This window comes from Caulobacter sp., assembly GCF_039596335.1.
GTDB lineage: Bacteria > Pseudomonadota > Alphaproteobacteria > Caulobacterales > Caulobacteraceae > Caulobacter.
The window spans coordinates 646445-666254 of record NZ_JBCNJZ010000001.1; the positions used below are offsets into that span (position 1 = coordinate 646445).

General features: G+C 68.8%; 20 protein-coding genes. 12 read left to right on the top strand and 8 right to left on the bottom strand.

Translation table 11 applies throughout. From position 1 onward, the window contains the following. Window positions 1-57 precede the first annotated feature (57 nt). Entirely contained in the window at window positions 58-828 is a 771-nt protein-coding gene (locus ABDW31_RS03155) for a TOBE domain-containing protein (protein WP_184716113.1), read from the top strand. Here ABDW31_RS03155 and ABDW31_RS03160 read toward each other — a convergent pair. Genes ABDW31_RS03160 through ABDW31_RS03170 form a run of 3 tightly spaced genes read right to left on the bottom strand, consistent with a single transcriptional unit; the run spans window position 825 to window position 3810 of the window. After that, a complete protein-coding gene (locus tag ABDW31_RS03160) occupies window positions 825-1592 on the bottom strand; it encodes a sulfite exporter TauE/SafE family protein (protein ID WP_184716111.1) in 768 nt (255 codons plus the stop codon). The genes ABDW31_RS03155 and ABDW31_RS03160 overlap by 4 nt on opposite strands. 27 nt (window positions 1593-1619) lie before the next feature. Next, window positions 1620-2633, bottom strand: coding sequence for an aldo/keto reductase (locus ABDW31_RS03165; protein ID WP_184716109.1), 1014 nt, complete (start codon window positions 2631-2633; stop codon window positions 1620-1622). Window positions 2634-2646: 13 nt separating this feature from the next. Then, on the bottom strand, window positions 2647-3810 hold the full coding sequence (locus ABDW31_RS03170) for an MFS transporter (protein ID WP_184716107.1): 1164 nt from the start codon (window positions 3808-3810) through the stop codon (window positions 2647-2649). Window positions 3811-3909: 99 nt separating this feature from the next. Between ABDW31_RS03170 and ABDW31_RS03175 the strand changes: the two genes are divergently transcribed. Then, window positions 3910-4836, top strand: coding sequence for a LysR family transcriptional regulator (locus tag ABDW31_RS03175; RefSeq protein ID WP_184716105.1), 927 nt, complete (start codon window positions 3910-3912; stop codon window positions 4834-4836). A gap of 19 nt (window positions 4837-4855) precedes the next feature. Here the strand turns inward: ABDW31_RS03175 and ABDW31_RS03180 are convergent, their stop codons facing one another. Beyond that, window positions 4856-5902, bottom strand: coding sequence for an aspartate-semialdehyde dehydrogenase (locus ABDW31_RS03180; protein WP_184716103.1), 1047 nt, complete (start codon window positions 5900-5902; stop codon window positions 4856-4858). Between the two features lie 271 nt (window positions 5903-6173). Between ABDW31_RS03180 and ABDW31_RS03185 the strand changes: the two genes are divergently transcribed. Continuing rightward, the gene (locus tag ABDW31_RS03185; protein WP_184716095.1) at window positions 6174-6821 is read left to right on the top strand and encodes a glutathione S-transferase family protein; all 648 of its coding nucleotides are present in this window, start codon (window positions 6174-6176) and stop codon (window positions 6819-6821) included. Here ABDW31_RS03185 and ABDW31_RS03190 read toward each other — a convergent pair. Beyond that, complete coding sequence (locus tag ABDW31_RS03190) at window positions 6818-7489, bottom strand: glutathione S-transferase family protein (protein ID WP_343698283.1); 672 nt, start codon at window positions 7487-7489, stop codon at window positions 6818-6820. The genes ABDW31_RS03185 and ABDW31_RS03190 overlap by 4 nt on opposite strands. A 135-nt stretch (window positions 7490-7624) precedes the next feature. Between ABDW31_RS03190 and ABDW31_RS03195 the strand changes: the two genes are divergently transcribed. From ABDW31_RS03195 to ABDW31_RS03205, 3 genes are all read left to right on the top strand, one after another. Continuing rightward, entirely contained in the window at window positions 7625-8662 is a 1038-nt protein-coding gene (locus tag ABDW31_RS03195) for a ribonucleotide-diphosphate reductase subunit beta (RefSeq protein ID WP_184716091.1), read from the top strand. A gap of 80 nt (window positions 8663-8742) precedes the next feature. Next, window positions 8743-8955 (top strand): DUF2945 domain-containing protein, encoded by a 213-nt coding sequence (locus tag ABDW31_RS03200; RefSeq protein WP_184716089.1) that lies wholly within the window; start codon window positions 8743-8745, stop codon window positions 8953-8955. Window positions 8956-9054: 99 nt separating this feature from the next. Beyond that, on the top strand, window positions 9055-9927 hold the full coding sequence (locus tag ABDW31_RS03205; protein WP_343698284.1) for a 2-dehydropantoate 2-reductase: 873 nt from the start codon (window positions 9055-9057) through the stop codon (window positions 9925-9927). A 12-nt stretch (window positions 9928-9939) separates the two neighbouring features. Here ABDW31_RS03205 and ABDW31_RS03210 read toward each other — a convergent pair whose 3' ends face one another. Next, on the bottom strand, window positions 9940-10374 hold the full coding sequence (locus ABDW31_RS03210) for a DUF6491 family protein (RefSeq protein WP_184716085.1): 435 nt from the start codon (window positions 10372-10374) through the stop codon (window positions 9940-9942). A 147-nt stretch (window positions 10375-10521) separates the two neighbouring features. Beyond that, window positions 10522-11781: a dicarboxylate/amino acid:cation symporter gene (locus ABDW31_RS03215; RefSeq protein ID WP_184716083.1), complete on the bottom strand. Its 1260-nt coding sequence runs from the start codon at window positions 11779-11781 to the stop codon at window positions 10522-10524. 219 nt (window positions 11782-12000) lie between these two features. Between ABDW31_RS03215 and ABDW31_RS03220 the strand changes: the two genes are divergently transcribed. Both ABDW31_RS03220 and ABDW31_RS03225 read left to right on the top strand, forming a co-directional pair. After that, the gene (locus tag ABDW31_RS03220; protein ID WP_184716081.1) at window positions 12001-13455 is read left to right on the top strand and encodes an AMP nucleosidase; all 1455 of its coding nucleotides are present in this window, start codon (window positions 12001-12003) and stop codon (window positions 13453-13455) included. A 96-nt stretch (window positions 13456-13551) separates the two neighbouring features. Beyond that, window positions 13552-15327, top strand: a complete 1776-nt coding sequence (locus ABDW31_RS03225) for a M14 family metallopeptidase (protein ID WP_343698304.1) — start codon at window positions 13552-13554, stop codon at window positions 15325-15327. Between the two features lie 10 nt (window positions 15328-15337). Here the strand turns inward: ABDW31_RS03225 and ABDW31_RS03230 are convergent, their stop codons facing one another. Beyond that, window positions 15338-16264 (bottom strand): LysR family transcriptional regulator, encoded by a 927-nt coding sequence (locus ABDW31_RS03230; protein ID WP_184716077.1) that lies wholly within the window; start codon window positions 16262-16264, stop codon window positions 15338-15340. Window positions 16265-16339: 75 nt separating this feature from the next. Between ABDW31_RS03230 and ABDW31_RS03235 the strand changes: the two genes are divergently transcribed. From ABDW31_RS03235 to ABDW31_RS03250, 4 genes are all read left to right on the top strand, one after another. Next, a complete protein-coding gene (locus tag ABDW31_RS03235; protein ID WP_184716075.1) occupies window positions 16340-17056 on the top strand; it encodes an SDR family oxidoreductase in 717 nt (238 codons plus the stop codon). Between the two features lie 86 nt (window positions 17057-17142). Beyond that, window positions 17143-17544, top strand: coding sequence for an MAPEG family protein (locus ABDW31_RS03240; protein ID WP_184716073.1), 402 nt, complete (start codon window positions 17143-17145; stop codon window positions 17542-17544). 142 nt (window positions 17545-17686) lie between these two features. Next, on the top strand, window positions 17687-19018 hold the full coding sequence (locus ABDW31_RS03245; protein WP_343698285.1) for a TldD/PmbA family protein: 1332 nt from the start codon (window positions 17687-17689) through the stop codon (window positions 19016-19018). Then, window positions 19015-19794 carry a 3'(2'),5'-bisphosphate nucleotidase CysQ gene (locus ABDW31_RS03250; RefSeq protein ID WP_184716069.1) on the top strand — a complete coding sequence of 260 codons (780 nt, stop codon included), beginning with the start codon at window positions 19015-19017 and terminating at the stop codon, window positions 19792-19794. Before ABDW31_RS03245 ends, ABDW31_RS03250 begins: the two co-directional genes overlap by 4 nt. Window positions 19795-19810 lie beyond the last annotated feature (16 nt).

The following is a 19810-nucleotide window of genomic DNA, read 5'->3' on the forward strand; positions in this document are numbered from 1 at the left end:
TGAGAGCGCTGCGGATATGCAGCACATCTACATAACGCCGAGAGCAGGACAAGACGCGTGGCGAACGACGACGATTTCAGCGCCTCCCTGATCCTGAAGCGCGGCGGCCTGGCCCGCGTGGGGCTGGAGCGCATCGCCCTGCTGGAAGCCGTCGCGCGCCTGGGCTCGATCAGCGCCGCGGCCAAGGCGGCCGGCCTCTCGTACAAGGGCGCCTGGGACGGGGTGCAGGCGCTGAACAACCTGTTCGACCAGCCGCTGGTCAGCGCCGCGCCCGGCGGCCGCAGCGGCGGGGCGGCCCAGGTCACCGCGCGCGGCCAGGCCGTGATCCGCGCCTTCCGCGCCGCCGAGCGCGAGGTGGGCGCGGCCTTCGCGCGACTGGAAGCCGACTTGAGCAGCGACGCCGAGCTGCTGTGGAGCCTGGGCCTGCGCACTAGCGCCCGCAACGCCCTGCGCGGCGTGGTCCAGACAGTCGAGGGCGACGGCGTCACCGCGATCGTGACCCTAGCGCTGGGCGAGGGCCTGACCCTGCGCGCATCCATCACCCGCCGCAGCGTCGAGGACCTGGACCTCGCGCCCGGCCGGCCGGCCATCGCCCTGATCAAGTCCAGCTTCGTGCGTCTGGACGCCGGTGACGGCGACAACCGCCTGGCCGGCGAGATCGTCGATCGCGAGGCGGGCGAGGCCTCGGCCGAGGTCACCCTGGCCCTGCCCGCCGGCAAGAGCCTGGTGGCGACCTTGCGCCCCGGCGATGGATCCTGGGATCTGCCGGTCGGCGCGACGGTCGAGGCGCGGATCGCGGCGTCCGACGTGATCCTGGCGGTCGACTAGAACAGCCCGCGGGCGCCGTCGAAGGCCAGCTTGCCGCCCACCGCGATCAGCAGGATGTAGATCACCTTGTAGAAGCCCTCGGCCGGCACGCGGCGCACCAGCCAGACCCCGGCCCAGGTCGAGGCCACGGCCAACGGCAGCAGCACCCCGGCGGTAGCCAGCACCTTGGGCGTGAACTGGCCCAGCGCGATATAGGCCGGCACCTTCATCCAGTTCACCACCGCGAAGAAGATGGCGCTGGTGCCGATGAACACGTCGCGCGGCAGACGGCGGGGCAGGACGTAGATCTGGAAGGGCGGACCGCCGGCGTGCGCGATCTGGCTGGTGAAACCGGCGGCGATCCCGCACAGCACGCCCAGCCATGGCCGGCCGGGCGAGGCCTCGACTTGGCTGGCCGCCTTCACCGCCCGCTCGGCCCACAGGCGCTGCAGAGCAAACAGCATGGCCACCAGGCCGACGGCCAGTTCGACGGCGGACTCGTCGACGAAGGCCGCCAGGGCCCAGCCCAGGAAGATGCCGCCTGCCGCAGCCGGCAGCATCAGGATCAGCAGGCCCTTGTCCCAGCTTTTCCGGAACGCCCAGACGCTGACCACGTCCTGGACCAACAGGATCGGCAGGGTGATCGAGGCGGCCATGACCGGCGAGACCGCCAGGGCCATCATCGGCACCGCCACCACCCCGATACCGGCGAACCCGCCCTTGGCCAGGCCCAGCAGGATCACCGCCGGGATGGCGACGGCATAGAAGAACGGATCGGTCAGCATGACCGACGCTTAGGCGCTTCGGTGACGCTACACCAGCGGCGGGTTCAACGCCTTGAAGCCGCCCTCGCGCCAGTACGGATAGTAGGGATAGGGCGGCTCGACGGCGCTAGCGGCGTCCAGGCGGGCGACCTGCTCCGGCGTCAGCGCCCAGCCGATCGCGCCCAAGTTCTGGCGCAGCTGGTCCTCGGTGCGGGCGCCGATGATGACGCTGGACACGGTGGGCCGCTGCAGCAGCCAGTTCAGCGCCACCTGCGGCACGGTCTTCTCGGTCTCGGCGGCGATGGCGTCCAGGGCGTCGACCACGCGGTACAGGCGCTCGTCGTCGACCGGAGGACCAGCGTCGGCGGTGTCGTGCAGCCTGCTCTGGGCGGGCAGCGGCTGGCCACGGCGGACCTTGCCGGTCAGGCGGCCCCAGCCCAGCGGGCTCCAGACCATGGCCCCGACGCCCTGGTCGGCGGCCAACGGCATCAGCTCCCACTCATAGTCGCGGCCGACCAGCGAATAGTAGGCCTGGTGCGCGACGTAGCGCGGCCAGCCATGGCGATCGGCAGCGGCCAGCGCCTTCATCAGCTGCCAGCCCGAGAAGTTGGAGGCGCCGACATAGAGCACCTTGCCCGCCCGGACGAGATCATCGAGGGCCGACAGGGTCTCCTCGACCGGCGTGGCGGCGTCGAAGGCGTGCAGTTGCAGCAGGTCGATGCGGTCGGTGCGCAGGCGCTTCAGCGCCGCCTCGACGCCGTCGATCAAAGACTTGCGCGAGGTCCCGCCGGCCAGGCCCAGCTTGGTCGAGATCAGCGCCTGGTCGCGACGGCCTTCCAGCGCCGCACCCAGGATCTCCTCCGAGGCGCCGTTGGAATAGACGTCGGCGGTGTCGAACAAGGTGACGCCGGCCTCCAGGCAGATGTCGACGATGCGGCGGGCGCCGGCGATATCGGTGTCGCCCCATGCGCTGAACAGCGGGCCCTGGCCGCCGAACGTGCCGGCGCCGAACGACAGGGCGGGAACCTTCAGGCCGGAACGGCCCAGCGAGCGGTAGTCCATCAGGGTCTCTCCTTTAGGCGACGGCGAGCGTGCGGCGTTCGAGGCGAAGCGAGAAAGCAGCCAGGGCCAGGGCCGACAGCGGCACCAGGGCGCCGACCAGCGGGATAGCCGACAGGCCCGGGCCGTGGTCGATCACCGCCCCGCCCAGCCACGCGCCGAAGGCGTTGCCCAGGTTGAAGGCGGCGATGTTCAGGCTGGAGGCCAGGCCCTGGCCCGCGCCGCCGGCTTGGCTCAGCACCCGCATCTGCAGTGGGGCGACGGTGGCGAAGGCGGCCGCGCCCAGCAGGAAGGCGGCGACGACCGCACCGATCTGGCTGTGGAAGGCGAAGGCCGAGACCCCCATGACCACGGTCAGGGCGATCAGCGTGCCGGCCAGGGCGGTGTTCAGGCTCTTGTCGGCCCAGCGGCCGCCCGCCAGGTTGCCGGCCACCAGACCCGCGCCGAACACCAGCAGGATCGGCGAGACGGCGGCCTGCGAGAAGCCGGCCAGTTCGGTGAGGATCGGCTGGATGTAGGTGAAGACGGCGAACACCCCGCCAAAGCCCAGCACGGTCATGGCCAGGCCCAGCTGCACCTGCGGACGGGCCAGCACGGCGAACTCCTCGCGCAGCGGGGCGGGCTCGACCTTTTCCCGGGTGCTGGGCACCAGGGCGGCCAGGACGACCAGGGCCACGGCGCCGACGGCGGCCACGGCCCAGAACGCCGCGCGCCAGCCGAAGGCCAGGCCCAGCCAGGCGCCGAACGGCACGCCCAGCAGGGTCGACAGGGTCAGGCCGGTGAACATGATCGAGATCGCCGAGGCCTTGCGCTCGGGCGCCACCAGCGAGACGGCGACCAGCGACCCGACGCCGAAGAAGGTGCCGTGGGCCAGGGCCGTGACCAGCCGCGCGCCCATCAGGACGCCGTAGGTCGGGGCGATGGCGGCCAGGACGTTGCCCAGGGTGAAGATCGCCATCAGCACCAGCAGAGTGGTCTTCTTGGGCAGGCGGCGCGTGGCCAGGGTCAGGATCGGCGCGCCGACGAAGACGCCCAGGGCGTAGCCGGTCATCAGGAGGCCGGCGGCGGAGATCGAAACGCCGAGATCGGCGGAGACCTGCATCAGCAGGCCCATGATGATGAATTCGGTGACCCCGATGCCGAAGGCGCCGACGGTCAGGGCGTAGAGGGCGAGAGGCATGACAGCCGGCTCCGTGAATGTTCGGGCCGGGAGATAGCGCGTCGCCGTTCGGTGAATTAGATTGCGCTCGGGAAAATCAGTTGTGACTTAGGGGCACAAATGGCGCGCCAGGAGATCAATCGCTCCGGAGAGATGGAGGTCTTCGCCCGCGTCGTCGAGGAGGGCGGCTTCACCGCCGCCGCCAAGGCGCTGTCGATGACCCCCTCGGCGGTCAGCAAGCTGGTGGCGCGGCTGGAGGCCCGGCTGGGCTCGCGGCTGGTCGTTCGCTCGACCCGCAAGCTGCAGCTGACCGCCGAGGGCCTGACCTTCCACGAGCGCGCCTTGCGGGTGCTGGCCGACCTGGACGAGGCCGAGCGCTCGGTCGCCGCCTGCGCCGTGCCCAAGGGGCGCTTGAGGATCAACGCCAATGTGGCGTTCGGCCTGCACCATCTGCTGCCGCTGCTGCCGAAGTTCACGGCCCTGCATCCCCAGGTGCAGGTCGACGTCACCTTGACCGATCAGGTGATCGACCTGCTGGACGAGCGCGCTGAGCTGGCCATCCGCGGCGGCCCCCTGCGGCCCTCGCAACTGATGGCCAGGAAGCTTGGCGAAAGCCGCGCGGCAGTGGTCGCTTCGCCGGAGTACCTGGCCCGGCGGGGAACGCCTCAGCATCCCGACGAGCTGGCGCACCATGATCTGGTGACCTTCAACTTCGCCCGCCACTGCGACGAGTGGCCGTTCCTGATCGAGGGCGAGCGGGTCCACTATCCGGCCCATGGCCGCGTGCTGGCCGGCGACGGCGAGAGCGCCGCCCACCTGGCCAAGGCCGGGCAAGGGATCACCCGGCTGGGCGTCTTCCACATCGCCGATGACATCGCCGCCGGCCGGCTGGTCCCGGTGCTGGAGGCCTTCCATCCCGGCGACCTGGAGACGCTCAGCGCGGTCTATGTCGGCCATGCCGGCCCGCTGCCCGCCAGGGTGCGGGCCATGATCGACTTCCTGGCGGTCGAGGTCGATGTCGACTGGCCGATGGGGCGGGAGCCTTAAGCCCCCGCCCCTCGCTGCCTTAGGCGTCCAGCATCACTTCGGCGATCTGCACCGCGTTCAGGGCCGCGCCCTTGCGCAGGTTGTCGCCGACCACGAACAGAGCCAGGCCGCTGGCCACGGTCGGGTCGGGGCGAATGCGGCCGACGAACACCGGGTCCTGGCCGGTGGCGGCCAGCGGGTTCGGGACGTCCTCCAGCACCACGCCGGGCGCGTCGGCCAGCAGCGCCGTGGCCTCGGCGACCGACAGCGAACGCTCGAACTCGGCGTTGATCGACAGCGAGTGGCCGCTGAACACCGGCACGCGCACGCAGGTGCCCGAGACCGGCAGGCCCGGCAGCTCCAGGATCTTGCGGCTTTCGTCGCGCAGCTTCAGCTCTTCCTCGGTGTAGCCGTCCTCGCCGACCACGTAGTTCAGCGGCACGACATTGTAGGCCAGCGGCACCACCCACTTGACCGGCGCGGGCAGCGGGGCGGCCTCCGGCGAGCGCGCCAGACCATCCAGGTCACCCGCGGCGCCGGCCCGCAGCTGGCTCGACAGCACCTCGATGCCCTCCATGCCGCCGCCCGAGGCGGCCTGGTAGGTGCTGACCGTCAGGCGCTTCAACACCGCCTTGTCATGCAGGGGCTTGAGCACCGGCATGGCGGCCATGGTGGTGCAGTTGGGGTTGGCGACGATGCCCTTCGGGATGTTGTTGAGGGCGTGCGGATTGACCTCGGCGACCACCAGCGGGACGTCCGGGTCCGAGCGCCAGGCCGAGCTGTTGTCGATCACCACGGCGCCGGCCGCGGCGGCCTTGGGGGCCAGTTCGCGCGAGGTGTCGCCGCCGGCCGAGAAGAACACGATGTCCAAGCCGGCGAAGTCGGCGGTGGCGGCGTCCTCGACCACGACCTGCTGGCCGTTGAAGTCGACCTTGGTCCCGGCCGAGCGGGCCGAGGCGAACAGGCGCAGTTGGGCCAGCGGGAAGTTCCGCTCGGCCAGCAGCTCGCGCATCATACCGCCCACCAGACCGGTGGCGCCGACGACGCCGACGCGCGGCGGATTGGATCGGGAAAACTTGAAGCTCATGGTCTGCGTCTCCTGGGTGTTCGGAGCGCGGGGAGCTGTCAGATCTCGTTGAGTGAGAGCCGGCCCCGCGCTTGGCGGGGCTGGTTCGAGGATGCCGCTTAGATCGCGCGCATACCCGCCGCCCCACCGAAGCGGGTCGTTTTGCGGGTAATAATTTTAGTCGCGGAAAATTGCATCGGCGGCGCTTCTAGCGGGGAAGCGTCGCCGCGTAAAGTGTCGGAACGGCGGTCGCTGATCCGTCCTTGCGACATCAGCCGCTTGGGAGGTCCTCATGAACCCCGTCATCACCGCCTTCAAGGCCTCGCCCGACCGTGGCCGAGGGCTGGCCCGCGACATGCAGGTGCGCTGGGCGCTGGAGGAGGTCGGCCAACCCTACGACGTGCGCCTGGTCACCTTCGCCGAGATGAAAGAGTTCGCGCACCGGGCGATCCATCCGTTCGGCCAGATCCCGACCTTCGAGGACGGCGGCCTGGCCTTGTTCGAGTCCGGGGCCATCGTGCTGCGCATCGCCGAACAGCATTCGGGCCTGCTGCCGGCCGATCCCGACGCCCGCTCGCGCGCCATCATGTGGATGTTCGCCGCCCAGGCCACGCTGCAGCCGCCGATCGTCGAGTTCGGCATGGCCATGATCCTGGAACGCGACAAGCCGTGGTTCGAAGCCCGCCAGCCGATGCTGGAACAGCGCGTCCGCGACCGCTTGGCCGAGCTCTCCGACCGCCTCGGCGACGCGGACTGGCTGGACGGCGCCTTCAGCGCCGGCGACCTGATGATGGTCACCGTCCTGCGGCGGCTGGGATCGTCGGGACTGGTCGAGGCCTATCCGAAACTTGCCGCCTATGTGGCCCGGGCGGAGGCGCGGCCGGCCTGGCAGAGGGCGTTTGAGGATCAACGCGCGGTGTTCGAGGCCTCGGGCGGCTAGGTCTGCTGCCCTAGCCGCTCCCAGCCGTCGAAGAACGGGAAGCGTTTGGGCCAGAACTCCGCCAGTCGCGGATCCGCATCCACGCGTCGGACGACCTCGCTCATCCTCGGCGCCACGTCGTAGAACCGCACGCGGCGCGGGCCCCAGCGGCTGACGACCGTGACGTAGAGGTCGAGCACCGTCAGCGCGTCGCCCAGGAGGTAGCGGCCCGGCGTCAGCTGGCTTTCCATCATCGCCCAGCAGTCGAGAATGCGCTCGACGGTGGCGGCCTTGATGCGGGCCTGGATCTCCGGGTCCGGGCCGCCCAGACGTGAGGGATCGTCGCGGACCCAGAACAGCGAGTAGATCGAGGCCGGGATGAAGGTCATCCAGCGCAGGAACTGGGCACGGGTCGGGTCGTCGATCGCCGGAGCCAGCCTGGCGGCCGGATAACGGTCGGCCAACCAGATCAGGATGGCGGCGCTTTCGGTGATCGTCTCGCCCTCCGGGGTGATCAGGGCCGGAATCTGCTTAAGGGGATTGATGGCGGCGACCTTGGCCTTTTCGGCCTCGCCTTCCCAGGTCGGGGCCTCGACGATCTCATAGGGCAGGCCGATCAAGGACATAGCCGCTTCGACCGGCACGCCGCCCGATCCGAGGGCGCTGAACAGCTTGAACGGCTTTTCCACAGAATGCCCCTTATGTTGTGGAAGGAGAGCTTCACCACACAAGATGTAGTGGACAGGAAGGGCGTGAGTCTGGCTTACTCCTGCCATATCCTATCCTAGCCCACCCGTCTGATTCCCGCTGCCCGAGGCTCCGCCATGTCCGCTCCGTCGTCGCTGATCCTGCCTGGCCTGATGACCCCTTCGGGCGGCTACAAGCCGTTCCGCTATCCCTGGGCCTATGACTTCTGGAAGAAGCAGCAGCAGGTCCACTGGATGCCGGAAGAGGTGCCGCTGGGCGAAGACCTCAAGGACTGGGCCGTCAAACTGAACGACAAGGAACGGAACCTGCTTACGCAGATCTTCCGCTTCTTCACGCAGTCCGACGTCGAGGTGCAGGACAACTACATGGAGCGCTACGGTCGGGTGTTCAAACCGACCGAAGTGAAGATGATGCTGGCTTCGTTCGCGAACATGGAGACGATCCATATCGCGGCCTACGCCCTGCTGCTCGAGACCATCGGCATGCCCGAGACCGAGTTCTCAGCGTTCATGGAATACGAGGCCATGAAGGACAAGCATGACTACATGCAGACCTTCGGCGTCGACTCCAACGCCGACATCTGCCGCACGCTGGCGATGTTCGGGGGCTTCACCGAAGGCCTGCAGCTGTTCGCCTCGTTCGCGATGCTGATGAACTTCCCGCGCTTTAACAAGATGAAGGGCATGGGCCAGATCGTCTCGTGGTCGATCCGCGACGAGAGCCTGCACTGCGACGGCATCATCAAGCTGTACCACGCCTTCAACAAGGAAACCGGCGCGGTGACCAAGGCCGTGGCCGACGACATCGTCGACTGCTGCAAGACCGTGGTGAAGATGGAGGACGCCTTCATCGACCTGGCCTTCGAGGCCGGCGACATCCAGGGCATGACCCCGGACGACATCAAGCAATACATCCGCTTCGTCGCCGACTGGCGCCTGCGCCAGCTGCAGTTGCCGGAAGTGTACGGCGTGAAGGAAAACCCGCTGCCGTGGCTGCAGGCCCTGCTGTCGGGCGTCGAGCACGCCAACTTCTTCGAAGCCCGCGCCACGGAATACTCCAAGGCCGCGACCAAGGGCTCGTGGCACGGCGCCGAGGGCGTGTGGACCAGCTTCGACGAGATGATGAAGAAGCGCACGGACGTTCCGGCGCTTTAATCACACCCAAGCCTCACACGGGGGTGTCGAGAAGGGCGGGATCGGCGGAGCCGGGTTCCGCCCTTCTTCGTTCTAGGATCATGACCGAGAAAACTTTCAAGGCCGGCGACAAGGTCGCCTGGGACCACAGCCAGGGGACCAGCGTTGGCCGCGTGGTGCGCAAGCAGACCACGCCAACGCGGATCAAGGGCCACAAGGTCGCCGCGTCCAAGGACCATCCCGAATACATCGTCGAAAGCGACAAGACCGGCGCCCGCGCCGCGCATACGCCGCAGGAGCTGCGCAAGCGATGACACTGGCTTCTCCTCCCCCACTTCGCAAGGGAGGAGAAAGAGCCGTGACCCTGTCACGCGGGCGCACTAGTTAGGGCCAACACAGTTGGGAGCCCTCGCATGACCACCATCGCCCTGATCGGACCCGGCGCCATCGGCGGGACGCTCGCCACCTGGCTGGCGCAGCGCGAGGACATCGACCTGACCGTCTGCGTGCGCACGCCGTTCGAGACCCTGTCGGTCGAGACGCCGGACGCGACGATCACGGCCAGCCCGCGCATCGTGACCTCGCCTGAGGGGCTCTCTCCGGTCGACTGGGTGCTGGTGGCGACCAAGACCTATGACGACGCGGCCGCCGCGGCCTGGCTGAAGCCGCTGCGGGGGCCGGACACCAAGGTGGCGGTGATCCGCAACGGCGTGGAGCACCGCGAGGCTTTCGCCGGCCGGGTGGCCGAAGCCAATCTCGTGCCGGTGATCGTCGACTTCCCGGCCGAGCGGCCCGCGCCCGGCGTGTTCCGCCAGCGCCGCTACGGCTGGATCCGCGTGCCGCAAGGCGCGGCAGGCGAGGCGTTCGCCGCCCTGTTCGCCCACACGCCGATCGACGTGGCGACGACCGACGACTTCGTCTCGGTGGCCTGGCGCAAGCTGGCCCTGAACGCGGCCGGGGCGGTCAACGCTGCGACGCTAAAGCCCTCGGGCGTGTCGCACGACGACGGCGCGGCGGCAGTGATGAAGGCGCTGATCGCCGAGTGCGTGGCGGTGGGCCGGGCCGAGGGCGCGACTCTGGCCGACGATCTGGGCGACCAGGTGGTGAACGGCTATCGCGACGGCCCGCCGGATCTGGTCAATTCGCTGCTGGCCGATCGCCAGGCGGGGCGTCCCATGGAGCTGGACGCCCGCAATGGCGTCATCGTCCGCAAGGGCGCGACGCACGGCGTTCCCACGCCGGCCAACGCGATGATCGTAGCGCTGATCAACGCGGCGGCCGGCTAAGTACGGTGCACCTTACGGCTGGTACTTCTTCGGGATCGCCTGAATCTGCTCGGGCGTCAGCTTGGTGATGGTCTTGGCGCGGATCGGCATGGCGAAGCCCATGCCGTCCGAGACCCGCAGGTCCAGGTCCAGCGGCGAGCAGATGCTGTCGGTCCCGCGCACCACCGACACCAGGTGGTTGCCCGGCCAGGTCAGCTGGTTGGAGCCATAGGCCAGGTCGACGCGATAGACGTCGCGGCCGCGAACCTTGAGATACAGGGTGTTCTTGTCCGGGGCGGTCCAGCCGCGCCAGTCGGACAGGTAGAAGCACTGGCGGGGCGGCTTGGCGGGCTTTGCTGCGGCCGTGGCCGTGGCCGCGTCCTGGCTGGCGAAGGCCGCCGGAGCGCCCATGCCGGCAATGGCCAGGCCGATCAGCGCCGTGCGCGCGATGTGAGCGATCCTGCTCATGACGTTCGTCCTAAAAAATCCCTCGCCCTTGAGAGATTGGGCTTCGTTTGAACGGTGTCAAGTTTTTACTGTACATTTGAAACTGTACACGAAAAAGCCCGCCGCTCCGGGGAGCGGCGGGCTTGTCGGGTTCGGTGAGCCGAAGACCTAGACAGTAGCGGCTTCGGCCTCGGGATCGGGGTCGTCCAGCTCGCCCTCCCACTTGGCGACCACGGCGGCGGCGACGCTGTTACCGACGACGTTGGTGGCGCTGCGGCCCATGTCCAGCAGGTGGTCGACGCCCAGCACCAGGGCGATCCAGGCGTCCGGCATGCCGAAGTGGGTCAGGGTGGCCATGATCACCACCAGCGAGGCGCGCGGGATGCCGGCGATGCCCTTCGACGTCACCATCAGCAGGGCCAGCATGAAGATCTGCTGCTGGATCGACAGGTGCACGCCGTGCGCCTGCAGGATGAACATGGTGGCGAACGTGCAGTACAGCATCGAGCCGTCGAGATTGAACGAGTAGCCCAGCGGCAGCACGAACGAGACGATGCGGCGACGCACGCCGATCTTGGGCAGGCCGTCCAGGATGCGCGGATAGGCGGCTTCCGAGCTGGCGGTCGAGAAGGCCAGCAGGGCCGGGTCGCGGATCACGCCGAACAGGGCGATGGCGCGCTTGCCCAGCACGAAGAATGCGGCGGCGAACAGCAACGCCCACAGCACGCCCATGGTGGCGTAGAAGCCCAGGACGAACTTGCCGTAGACCACCAGCATCGAGATGCCTTGCGTGGCGATGGCCGAGGCCAGGGCGCAGAAGATGGCCAGCGGGGCCAGCTTCATCACGAAGCCCGTGACCTTCAGCATGATCTGAGCGCCCTGCTCGGCCAGCTCCATGATCTGCGGGGCCTTGTTGTCCAGCGAGGCCACGGCCGTGCCGACGAACAGCGAGAAGACGACGATCTGCAGGATCTCGTTCTTGGCCATGGCGTCGAAGATCGACGTCGGCACCAGGTGGACGATGAAGGTCTGCAGGGTGAAGCCTTCGGTCGAGGCGGCGGGCGGCGCGCTGCCGCCGGTCACCGCGTCGCTCAGCACCAGGCCCGCGCCCGGCTGCAGCAGGTGGACCATTAAGAGGCCCAGCAGCAGCGACACGGCCGAGGCGGTGATGAACCAGCCCATGGTCTTGACGCCGATGCGGCCGACCGAGGCGGCGTCTTCCATGTGGGCGATGCCGGCCACCAGGGTGGTGAAGACCAGCGGGGCGATGATCATCTTGATCAGGCGCAGGAAGAGGTCGGTGCCCAGCTTGAACCACTTGGCGGCTTCGGCGGCCTGCTCGGGGCTGAGGAACTGGTTGCAGCCCCAGCCCACGGCGACGCCCAGCACCATGGATGCGATAATCAGAATAGCGAAACGCTTGTTCATGAAGTCCCCTCGAGCGCCGACGGCGCGGACGTCCTTGTGTCGACGCGAGATGCCTATGACACGCCCCGATGCTTTGATGACGTACGAGACCCGGCTCGCCTCACCTGCAGCGTGGCATTTTTTGCTTCTTGTGGCCGACGAATGCGGGTTCGTCCATGCCCCATGACGTGAGCACGGGGTGCGTCTCGCCAATGTCGTGAAACATCGCTATAAGGCGCCATGTCAAACCAAGAAAAAGCAATCGCCGTCGTCGAACGGCTCAATGACGAATACGAACGCGCCGTCGGCGCCCTTCGCGACGCCCTCCGGGCCTATCTGGACAATGGAACACGGCCCGACCCGCAGACGCGGTTCGATGGCACGTTCGCCTATCCCGAGCTGCGCCTGACCTATGATCCCGAGGCCCTGCCGCCCAAGCTGGCCCGCTCCTACGCCCGCGTCAGCCGCCCCGGCGTCTATTCCACGACGGTCACCAAGCCGGCCCAGTTCAAGGACTATCTGGTCGAGCAGCTGACCCTGCTGATGGACGACTTCGAGGTCGAGATCGAGATCGACCGGTCGCGCCAGGAAATCCCCTATCCCTACGTGCTGGACGCCACGATCGACCTGAACCAGGCCGACGTGCGCAGCGAGGACATCGCCCGCTTCTTCCCGACCACGGACCTGGCCTTCATTGGCGACGAGATCGCCGACGGCGTCTGGGATCCGGCGCTGGAGGACACGCGGCCCCTGTCGCTGTTCGACGGCCTGCGCACCGACTTCTCGCTGGCTCGCCTGAAGCACTACACCGGCGCCCCGGCCGAGGACGTGCAGCAGTTCATCCTGTTCACGAACTACAACCGCTATGTCGACGAGTTCGTGCGCTGGGGCATCGAGCAGCTGCAGCAGCCTGACAGCCCCTACACGGCGCTGTCGTGCGCCGGCGGCCTGACGATCACCGCCAACACCGCCAATCCCGAGCTGGCCGTGGCCGAATCGACCTGGCGCAAGCACCAGATGCCGGCCTACCACCTGATGGCGCCGGGCGGCGCGGGCGTGACCCTGGTCAACATCGGCGTCGGCCCGTCCAACGCCAAGACCATCTGCGACCACCTGGCCGTTCTGCGTCCGCAGGCCTGGCTGATGATCGGCCACTGCGGCGGCCTGCGCGACACCCAGACCATCGGCGACTACGTCCTGGCCCACGCCTATCTGCGCGACGACCACGTTCTGGACGCCGTGCTGCCGCCCGAGATCCCGGTGCCCTCGATCGCCGAGGTCCAGCGCGCCCTCTACGACGCCTCCAAGGCGATCAGCGGTGATTCCGGCGACCAGCTGAAGAAGCGCCTGCGCACCGGCACCGTCGTCACCACCGACGACCGCAACTGGGAACTGCGCCACAGCCTCTCGGCCCTGCGCTTCAACCAGAGCCGCGCGGTCGCCATCGACATGGAGTCGGCGACGATCTCGGCCCAGGGCTATCGCTTCCGGGTGCCGTACGGGACGCTGCTGTGCGTGTCGGACAAGCCACTGCATGGCGAAATCAAGCTGCCCGGCCAAGCCAACGCCTTCTACGAGCGGGCGATCAGCCAGCACCTGCAGATCGGGATCCTGGCTTGCAAGCTGCTGCACGCCGAAGGCCCCAACCTGCACTCGCGCAAGCTGCGGGCGTTCGACGAGCCGCCTTTCCGCTAAGACTGTGGGCCGCTAAGCCTGAAGGGCCGCCGCGAGATGAAATCCTGTCTTCTGACCGCGGCGGCCCTGGCCGTCGCCCTGACTGCGAGTACGACCATGGCCCAAGTCCCGGACGCAAAGACCAAAGCCCCCTGGGACGAAGCCTTCCTGCCGCCCGCCCCGCATTGGCAGGGCGCCAGCCAGGCGCTGATCCGCGACAAGTCCGATCCGTGGGCGACCGCGTTCGAGGCCGATCCGGCCCACGACTTCTCGCCGACCTATGTCGACACCCGCGCCTGGTTCGACCGGCTGGACAAGGCCAGCAAGCTGATCCGCGTCGAGGACTTCGGCGTCTCGCCGCAGGGTCGCGCCATCTTCGCCGTGATCGCCTCCAAGGACGGCGACACGCTGGATCCGAAGAAGCCCTTGCTGCTGATCCAGGCCGGCATCCATCCCGGCGAGATCGACGGCAAGGACGCCGGCATGATGCTGCTGCGGGACATGGCCTTCCACGGCAAGGATGGGCTGCTGGACAAGGTCAACCTGGTCCTGATCCCGATCCTGTCCGTCGACGGCCACGAGCGCTCGGGCCCCTATTCGCGTCCCAACCAGCGCGGGCCGCGCATCCAGGGCTGGCGCAACACCGCGACCAACCAGAACCTCAATCGCGACTTCATGAAGCTGGACCAGCCGGAGATGCAGGCGCTGAAGCGCCTGCAGGCCAAGTACAAGGCCGATCTCTATGTCGACGTCCACGTGACCGACGGCATGGACTACCAGTACGACGTCACCTACGGCTTCAACGGCGAGAACGGGGTCTGGAACCGCTCGCCAGCCATCGCCAAGTGGCTGGACGGCGTGCTGAAGCCGGCCATGAACCAGAGCCTGGAGGCGCAGGGCCACATCCCGGGCGAGCTGGTGTTCGGCGTCGACGAGCACAATCCCAAGGCCGGTTTCTCGGACGGCGGCCTGGGCGAGCGCTACTCGAACGGCTGGGGCGCGGCCGCCCACGTCCCGACCATCCTGATCGAGAACCACAGCCTCAAGCCCCACGCCCAACGCGTGCTGGGCACCTATGTCTTCATCGAGACGGCCCTGAAGCTCTTGGCCAACAAGGGCGGCGACCTGCGCGCCGCCATCGCCGCCGACAGCGCCCTGCGCCCCGCCGAGATCCCGGCCAACTTCGTTTCCGATCCCAAGCCGGCCTACATGCGGGCCTTCAAGGGCATCGAGTACGAGTACTACGACAGCCCCGCCTCGGGCCGGAAGGAAGTGCGCTGGCTGGGCGTGGCCGATCCGGAGATCTGGCAGACGCCGTTCTACGGCTCCAAGCCGGGCCTGACGCTGAAGCGCCCGAGCGCCTACTACGTGCCCAGCTACCGCGCCGACCTGATCGAGCGGCTGAAGCTGCACGGCGTGACGCTGGAAACCCTGCCGGCCGAAAAGACGATCAAGGTCGAGATGATCCGCCTGACCGACCCCAAGCTTGCTGCCCGCGCCAACGAAGGCCACGTCCAGATCAGCGTCGAGACTATCACCACCGAGACCCGTGACTGGGTGTTCCCCAAGGGCTCTGTGCGCGTGTCGACGGACCAGACGCTGGGCGATCTGGTCGTGCTGCTGCTGGAGCCGCAGTCCAGCGAGAGCTTCTTCGCCTGGGGCATGATCCCCGAGGTGCTGAGCCGCGTGGAATATATCGAGGCCTACGCCATCGCCCCGCTGGCCGAGAAGATGCTGGCCGCCGATCCGAAGCTGACGGCGCAGTTCGAGGCCAAGCTGGCCGCCGAGCCCAAGTTCGCCGCCGATCCCGATGCGCGTCTGGCCTGGTTCTACAAGCGCACACCCTTCTACGACGACCACCACCTGCTGTACCCGATCGCCAGAGAAAACTAGACCTCGAGAACTAGGCGCTCCAGGGCGGAGCGGCGGCGTAAGCTTCAACCAGGGCGTCGATCGCCGCCCGCAGCCGGGCGCTGGGATATGGCGTGCGCGGCCAGACCAGATTGACCGGCAGGGGCGTGTCGAAGACCCCGTCCAGCACCGCCTCCAGCCGGCCGCGGTGCAGGTCCTCCGCGACCAGCCAGCGCGGAACCATGGCCAATCCCGCGCCCGCCCGCGCCGCCTCGGCCAGGCCCAGCGCGTCGCCGATCCGCACCCGTCCCTGGACCGCCAGGACACGCGCGGCGCCTGTCTCATCGACATAGGCCCAGGGCGTCGCGCGGCCATCGCGCGCCTCGACGACGCAGTCATGGCCAGCCAGATCCTCCACCCGCGAGGGTTTTCCGTGCGCTTCCAGATAGGCCGGTGTCGCGCAGACCACCCGCCGCTGGACGCCCAGCGGCCGGGCTGCGAGGCCCGCGCGGTCGTCCAGGGTTCCGATCCGCACCGCCAGATCGACGCCCTCGGCCGTCAGGTGGGCGGCCCGAACGTCGAAGCTCACCTCCAGCCGCAGACTGGGCCAGCGATTGGCCAGGTCCAGCAGCACCGGCATGACGAAGGTCCGCCCCAGCAGCGGCGGCAAGGCTACCCGCAGCAGGCCCGAGGGCTCACCCTGCCCCCGCCGGAGCTCCGCCTCGGCCTCGGCCAGGTCGGCCAGGGCCTGGACGCAGCGCGCGTGGAAGCGGCGGCCGTCGTCGGTCAGGGCCACGGCGCGGGTCGTCCGTTGCAGCAGGCGCACGCCCAGCCTCGCCTCCAGCCGCTGCACCGCCTTGCCGACCGCCGAGGGCGAAAGGCCCAGCGCCGGCGCAGCGGCCGCGAAACCGCCATGCTCGGCCACCGCCACAAAGGCGCGGATGCCGCCGTAGCGGTCGGGAGAAGGAAGCAAGATCATTGTGGAAGGAAATTCCATAATGATCCGAATTCAAGTCGTTTCCGCCTCGCCGCCTTCCCGGCCTACCGTCCAGCCATGCGATACGATGACAAGACCCTGGTGGTGGTGGGCGGAAGCTCTGGGCTGGGCCTGGCGACGGCGCGCGCCTTCGTGGCCGGTGGCGGGCGCGTGGTGATCGGCGGCCGCTCGGCCGAGCGGCTGGACCGCGTCCGCGAAACCTTGGGTGATGCGGCCCAGACGGCGCAGATCGACGTCGGGAACATCGCGTCGGTGGCCCGGTTCTTCGAAGCCGTCGACCGCATCGACTATCTGTTCACCCCGGCCGCCTCCTACGCGATCGCGCCGTTCGACCATCCCGAGGAGACGGCCCTGGCCTCGCCGTTCGAGGGCAAGTTCTGGGGTCAGGTGCGCTGCGTGCGAGCCGCTGCGCCCAAGCTGGCCCGTGACGGCGCAGTGGTGCTGATGTCCGGCGCCGCCAGCGCCCGTCCCCCAAGGGGCGCGGCCCTGTATGCCGCGGCCAACGGTGCAGTCGAGGCGTTCGGGCGCGGCCTGGCGGTCGATCTGGCGCCGGTGCGGGTCAATGTCATCGCGCCCGGGACCATCGACGGCGACCTCTGGCGTCGCCGCCCGGCTGAGGTCCGGCAAGCCGCCTTCGCCGGCCAGACTGCTGGCTCGCTGGTCGGCCGTCCGGGGTCTGAGGGCGAGATCGCCCAGGCGGTGCTGTTCCTGCTGACCAACGGCTTCACGACGGCGGCGACCCTGTTTTCCGACGGCGGCTACAGCCTGCGCTGAACCCAACGCTTAAGGTTAGCGGTTGCCTTCTCCGCCGAAGACGGGCCCATATGCGGCCCGCTTTTGTGTAGACGAAGGGTCCGCGCATGGACGTCATCGCTTCCGGCCACGCGGCCGCCCTGTGGGCCGGCCTGCACCTGTTCCTGCTGCTGACCCTGTCTCTGCTGGTCGTGCGCCTGCGTCAGAAGCACAAGGTGGCGCTGGGCGACGAGGGTATTCCGGAACTGGCCCGCGCCATCCGCGCCTTCGGCAACGCCACCGAATATGTCCCGACCGGCATCGCCGCCATCGCCGTGCTGGCCGTGGCCGGCGCCGCGCCGCTGGCTATCCACGTGGTGGGCTTCGTGCTGTTCGCCGGCCGCGTGGTCCACGCCGTGGGCCTGTCCAACAGTGGCGGCGCCTCGATCCCGCGCGCGGTCGGCATGGTCGCCACCTGGCTGGCCTACATCTTCGCCGGCGTCGCCCTGCTGCTGTCGGCGATCGGCTAAATTCTCCTCCCCCGCGATGCGGGGGAGGTGTCGGCGGAGCTGACGGAGGGGGCCAGCTCGGCCGCCATCCAGTTCGCCCCCTCCGGCGCTTCGCGCCACCTCCCCCGTTGCACGGGGGAGGAGACCTCGTCCATAAGACCGCATGGACGATAATCTGCTGCATGACGTGATCGCCGCCGCGCGCAAGGCCGGGGCGGACGCCGCCGAAGCCGTTTTCGCCGAGCGCCAATCCCTCTCCGTCTCGGTCCGCCTGGGCGAGCTGGAAGAGGTCGAGCGCGAGGAGGCCCGCGATCTGGGCCTGCGCGTGTTCATCGGCAACCGCAGCGCCACCGTCTCCGGCTCGGACGTTTCCGCCGAGGCCCGCGCCAAGCTGGTCGAGCGCGCCGTGGCCATGGCCCGCCTGGCCCCGGAAGATCCCTATGCCAGCCTCGCGCCGCAGGATCGCCTGGCCAAGGGGCCGTTCCCCGAACTCGACCTGATCGACGCCTACGAGCCCACGGCCGAAACCCTCGAGACCCAGGCCCGCATCGCCGAGGAGCATGCGCGCGCGGTCAAGGGCGTGACCAATTCCGACGGCGGCTCGGGCAGCTGGTCGTCGTCGCGCTGGGCGCTGGTCACCAGCGATGGCTTCCACGGGACCCACGCGGCCACCGGCCACTCGGTGTCGGCCTCGGCCATCGCCGGCGAGGGCGCGGGCATGGAACGCGGCGGCGAAGGCCGCTCGACCCGCCACTTCGGCGACCTGCCGGCCGCCGGCGACATCGGCATGGAGGCCGGCCGCCAGGCGGTGGCCCGCCTCAACCCGCGCAAGATCGCCTCGACCACCGCCCCGGTGATCTTCGAGAACCGCCTGGCCATGAGCCTGATCGGCCCGCTGCTGGGCGCGATCTCGGGCCCGTCGATCGCCCGCGGCACCTCGTTCCTGAAGGACAAGCTGGGCCAGCAGATCTTCGCCAAGGGCGTCCATCTGCTGGAAGATCCCCACCGCGTGCGCGGCCTGGGCTCGGCCCCGTTCGACGACGAGGGCGTGGCGACGGAAGCCCGCGCCCTGATCGACGACGGCGTGCTGACCACCTGGCTGATGAACACCAGTTCGGCCAAGCAGCTGGGCCTGGTCACCACCGGCCACGCCTCGCGCGGCCTGGCCGGCCCCTCGGGCGTCTCGACCCACAACCTGACGCTCCAGCCCGGCGCCCAGGATCTGGCGGGACTGATGAAAGACGCCGGCACAGGCCTGCTGGTCACCTCGATGTTTGGCCCCTCGCTGAACGGCAACACCGGCGACTGGTCGGTGGGCTGTTCGGGCGTCTGGTTCGAGAACGGCGAGAGCACCGGCCCGGTCACCGAGATCACCGTGGCCGGCAACCTGATCGACATCTACGCCCGCCTGGTCCCTGGCTCGGACCTGGAGTTCCGGGGCTCCAGCAACAGTCCGTCGATCCTGGTCGACGCCCTAGCGATCGCGGGCAAATGAACGACCTGGACCTGATCCTTCAAGCCGCCACGGAAGCCGGCGAGCTGGCGCTCTCGGCGCGCGAGAGCGGCCTGAAGATCTGGTCCAAGGACGGCGGCTCGCCGGTCACCGACGCCGACCTGGCCGTCGACACCCTGCTGAAGACCGAGCTGATGGCCGAGCGGCCCGACTATGGCTGGCTGTCGGAAGAGACGGCCGACGATCCGGCCCGCCTGTCCACCCGCCGGCAGTTCGTGGTCGACCCGATCGACGGCACCGTGGCCTTCATGAAGGGCAAGCCGTGGTTCGCCGTCTCGATCGCCGTGGTCGAGAACGGCCAGCCGATCGCCGGCGTCGTCCACGCCCCGGCCCTGGATGAGACCTTCGTCGCCACGCTCGACGGCCCCGTCACCCTGAACGGCGCGCCGATCGCGCCCAGCGCCACCGGCGAACTGCTGGACTGCGCCATGCTGGGCGACGCCAAGATGTTCGGCCATCCGGCCTGGCGCGAGCCGTGGCCGGCGATGCGGGTCGAGAGCCGCAACTCGATCGCCTATCGCATGTGCCTGGTGGCCTCCGGCGCCTTCGACGCCGCCATCGCCCTGTCGCCGAAGAGCGAGTGGGACCTGGCCGCAGCCGAGCTGATCTGTCGCCGGGCCGGCGCCTGGGTCAGCGACCACAAGGGCCGCGACTTCGCCTATAATCGCCCCGTTCCGACGGTTCCGAGCCTGGTTTGCGCCAATAAGGCTCTGGCGCCATTGATCCTGTCACGCGTCGGGCATATCGAACTGCCATAAAAACATTCCACGCAGG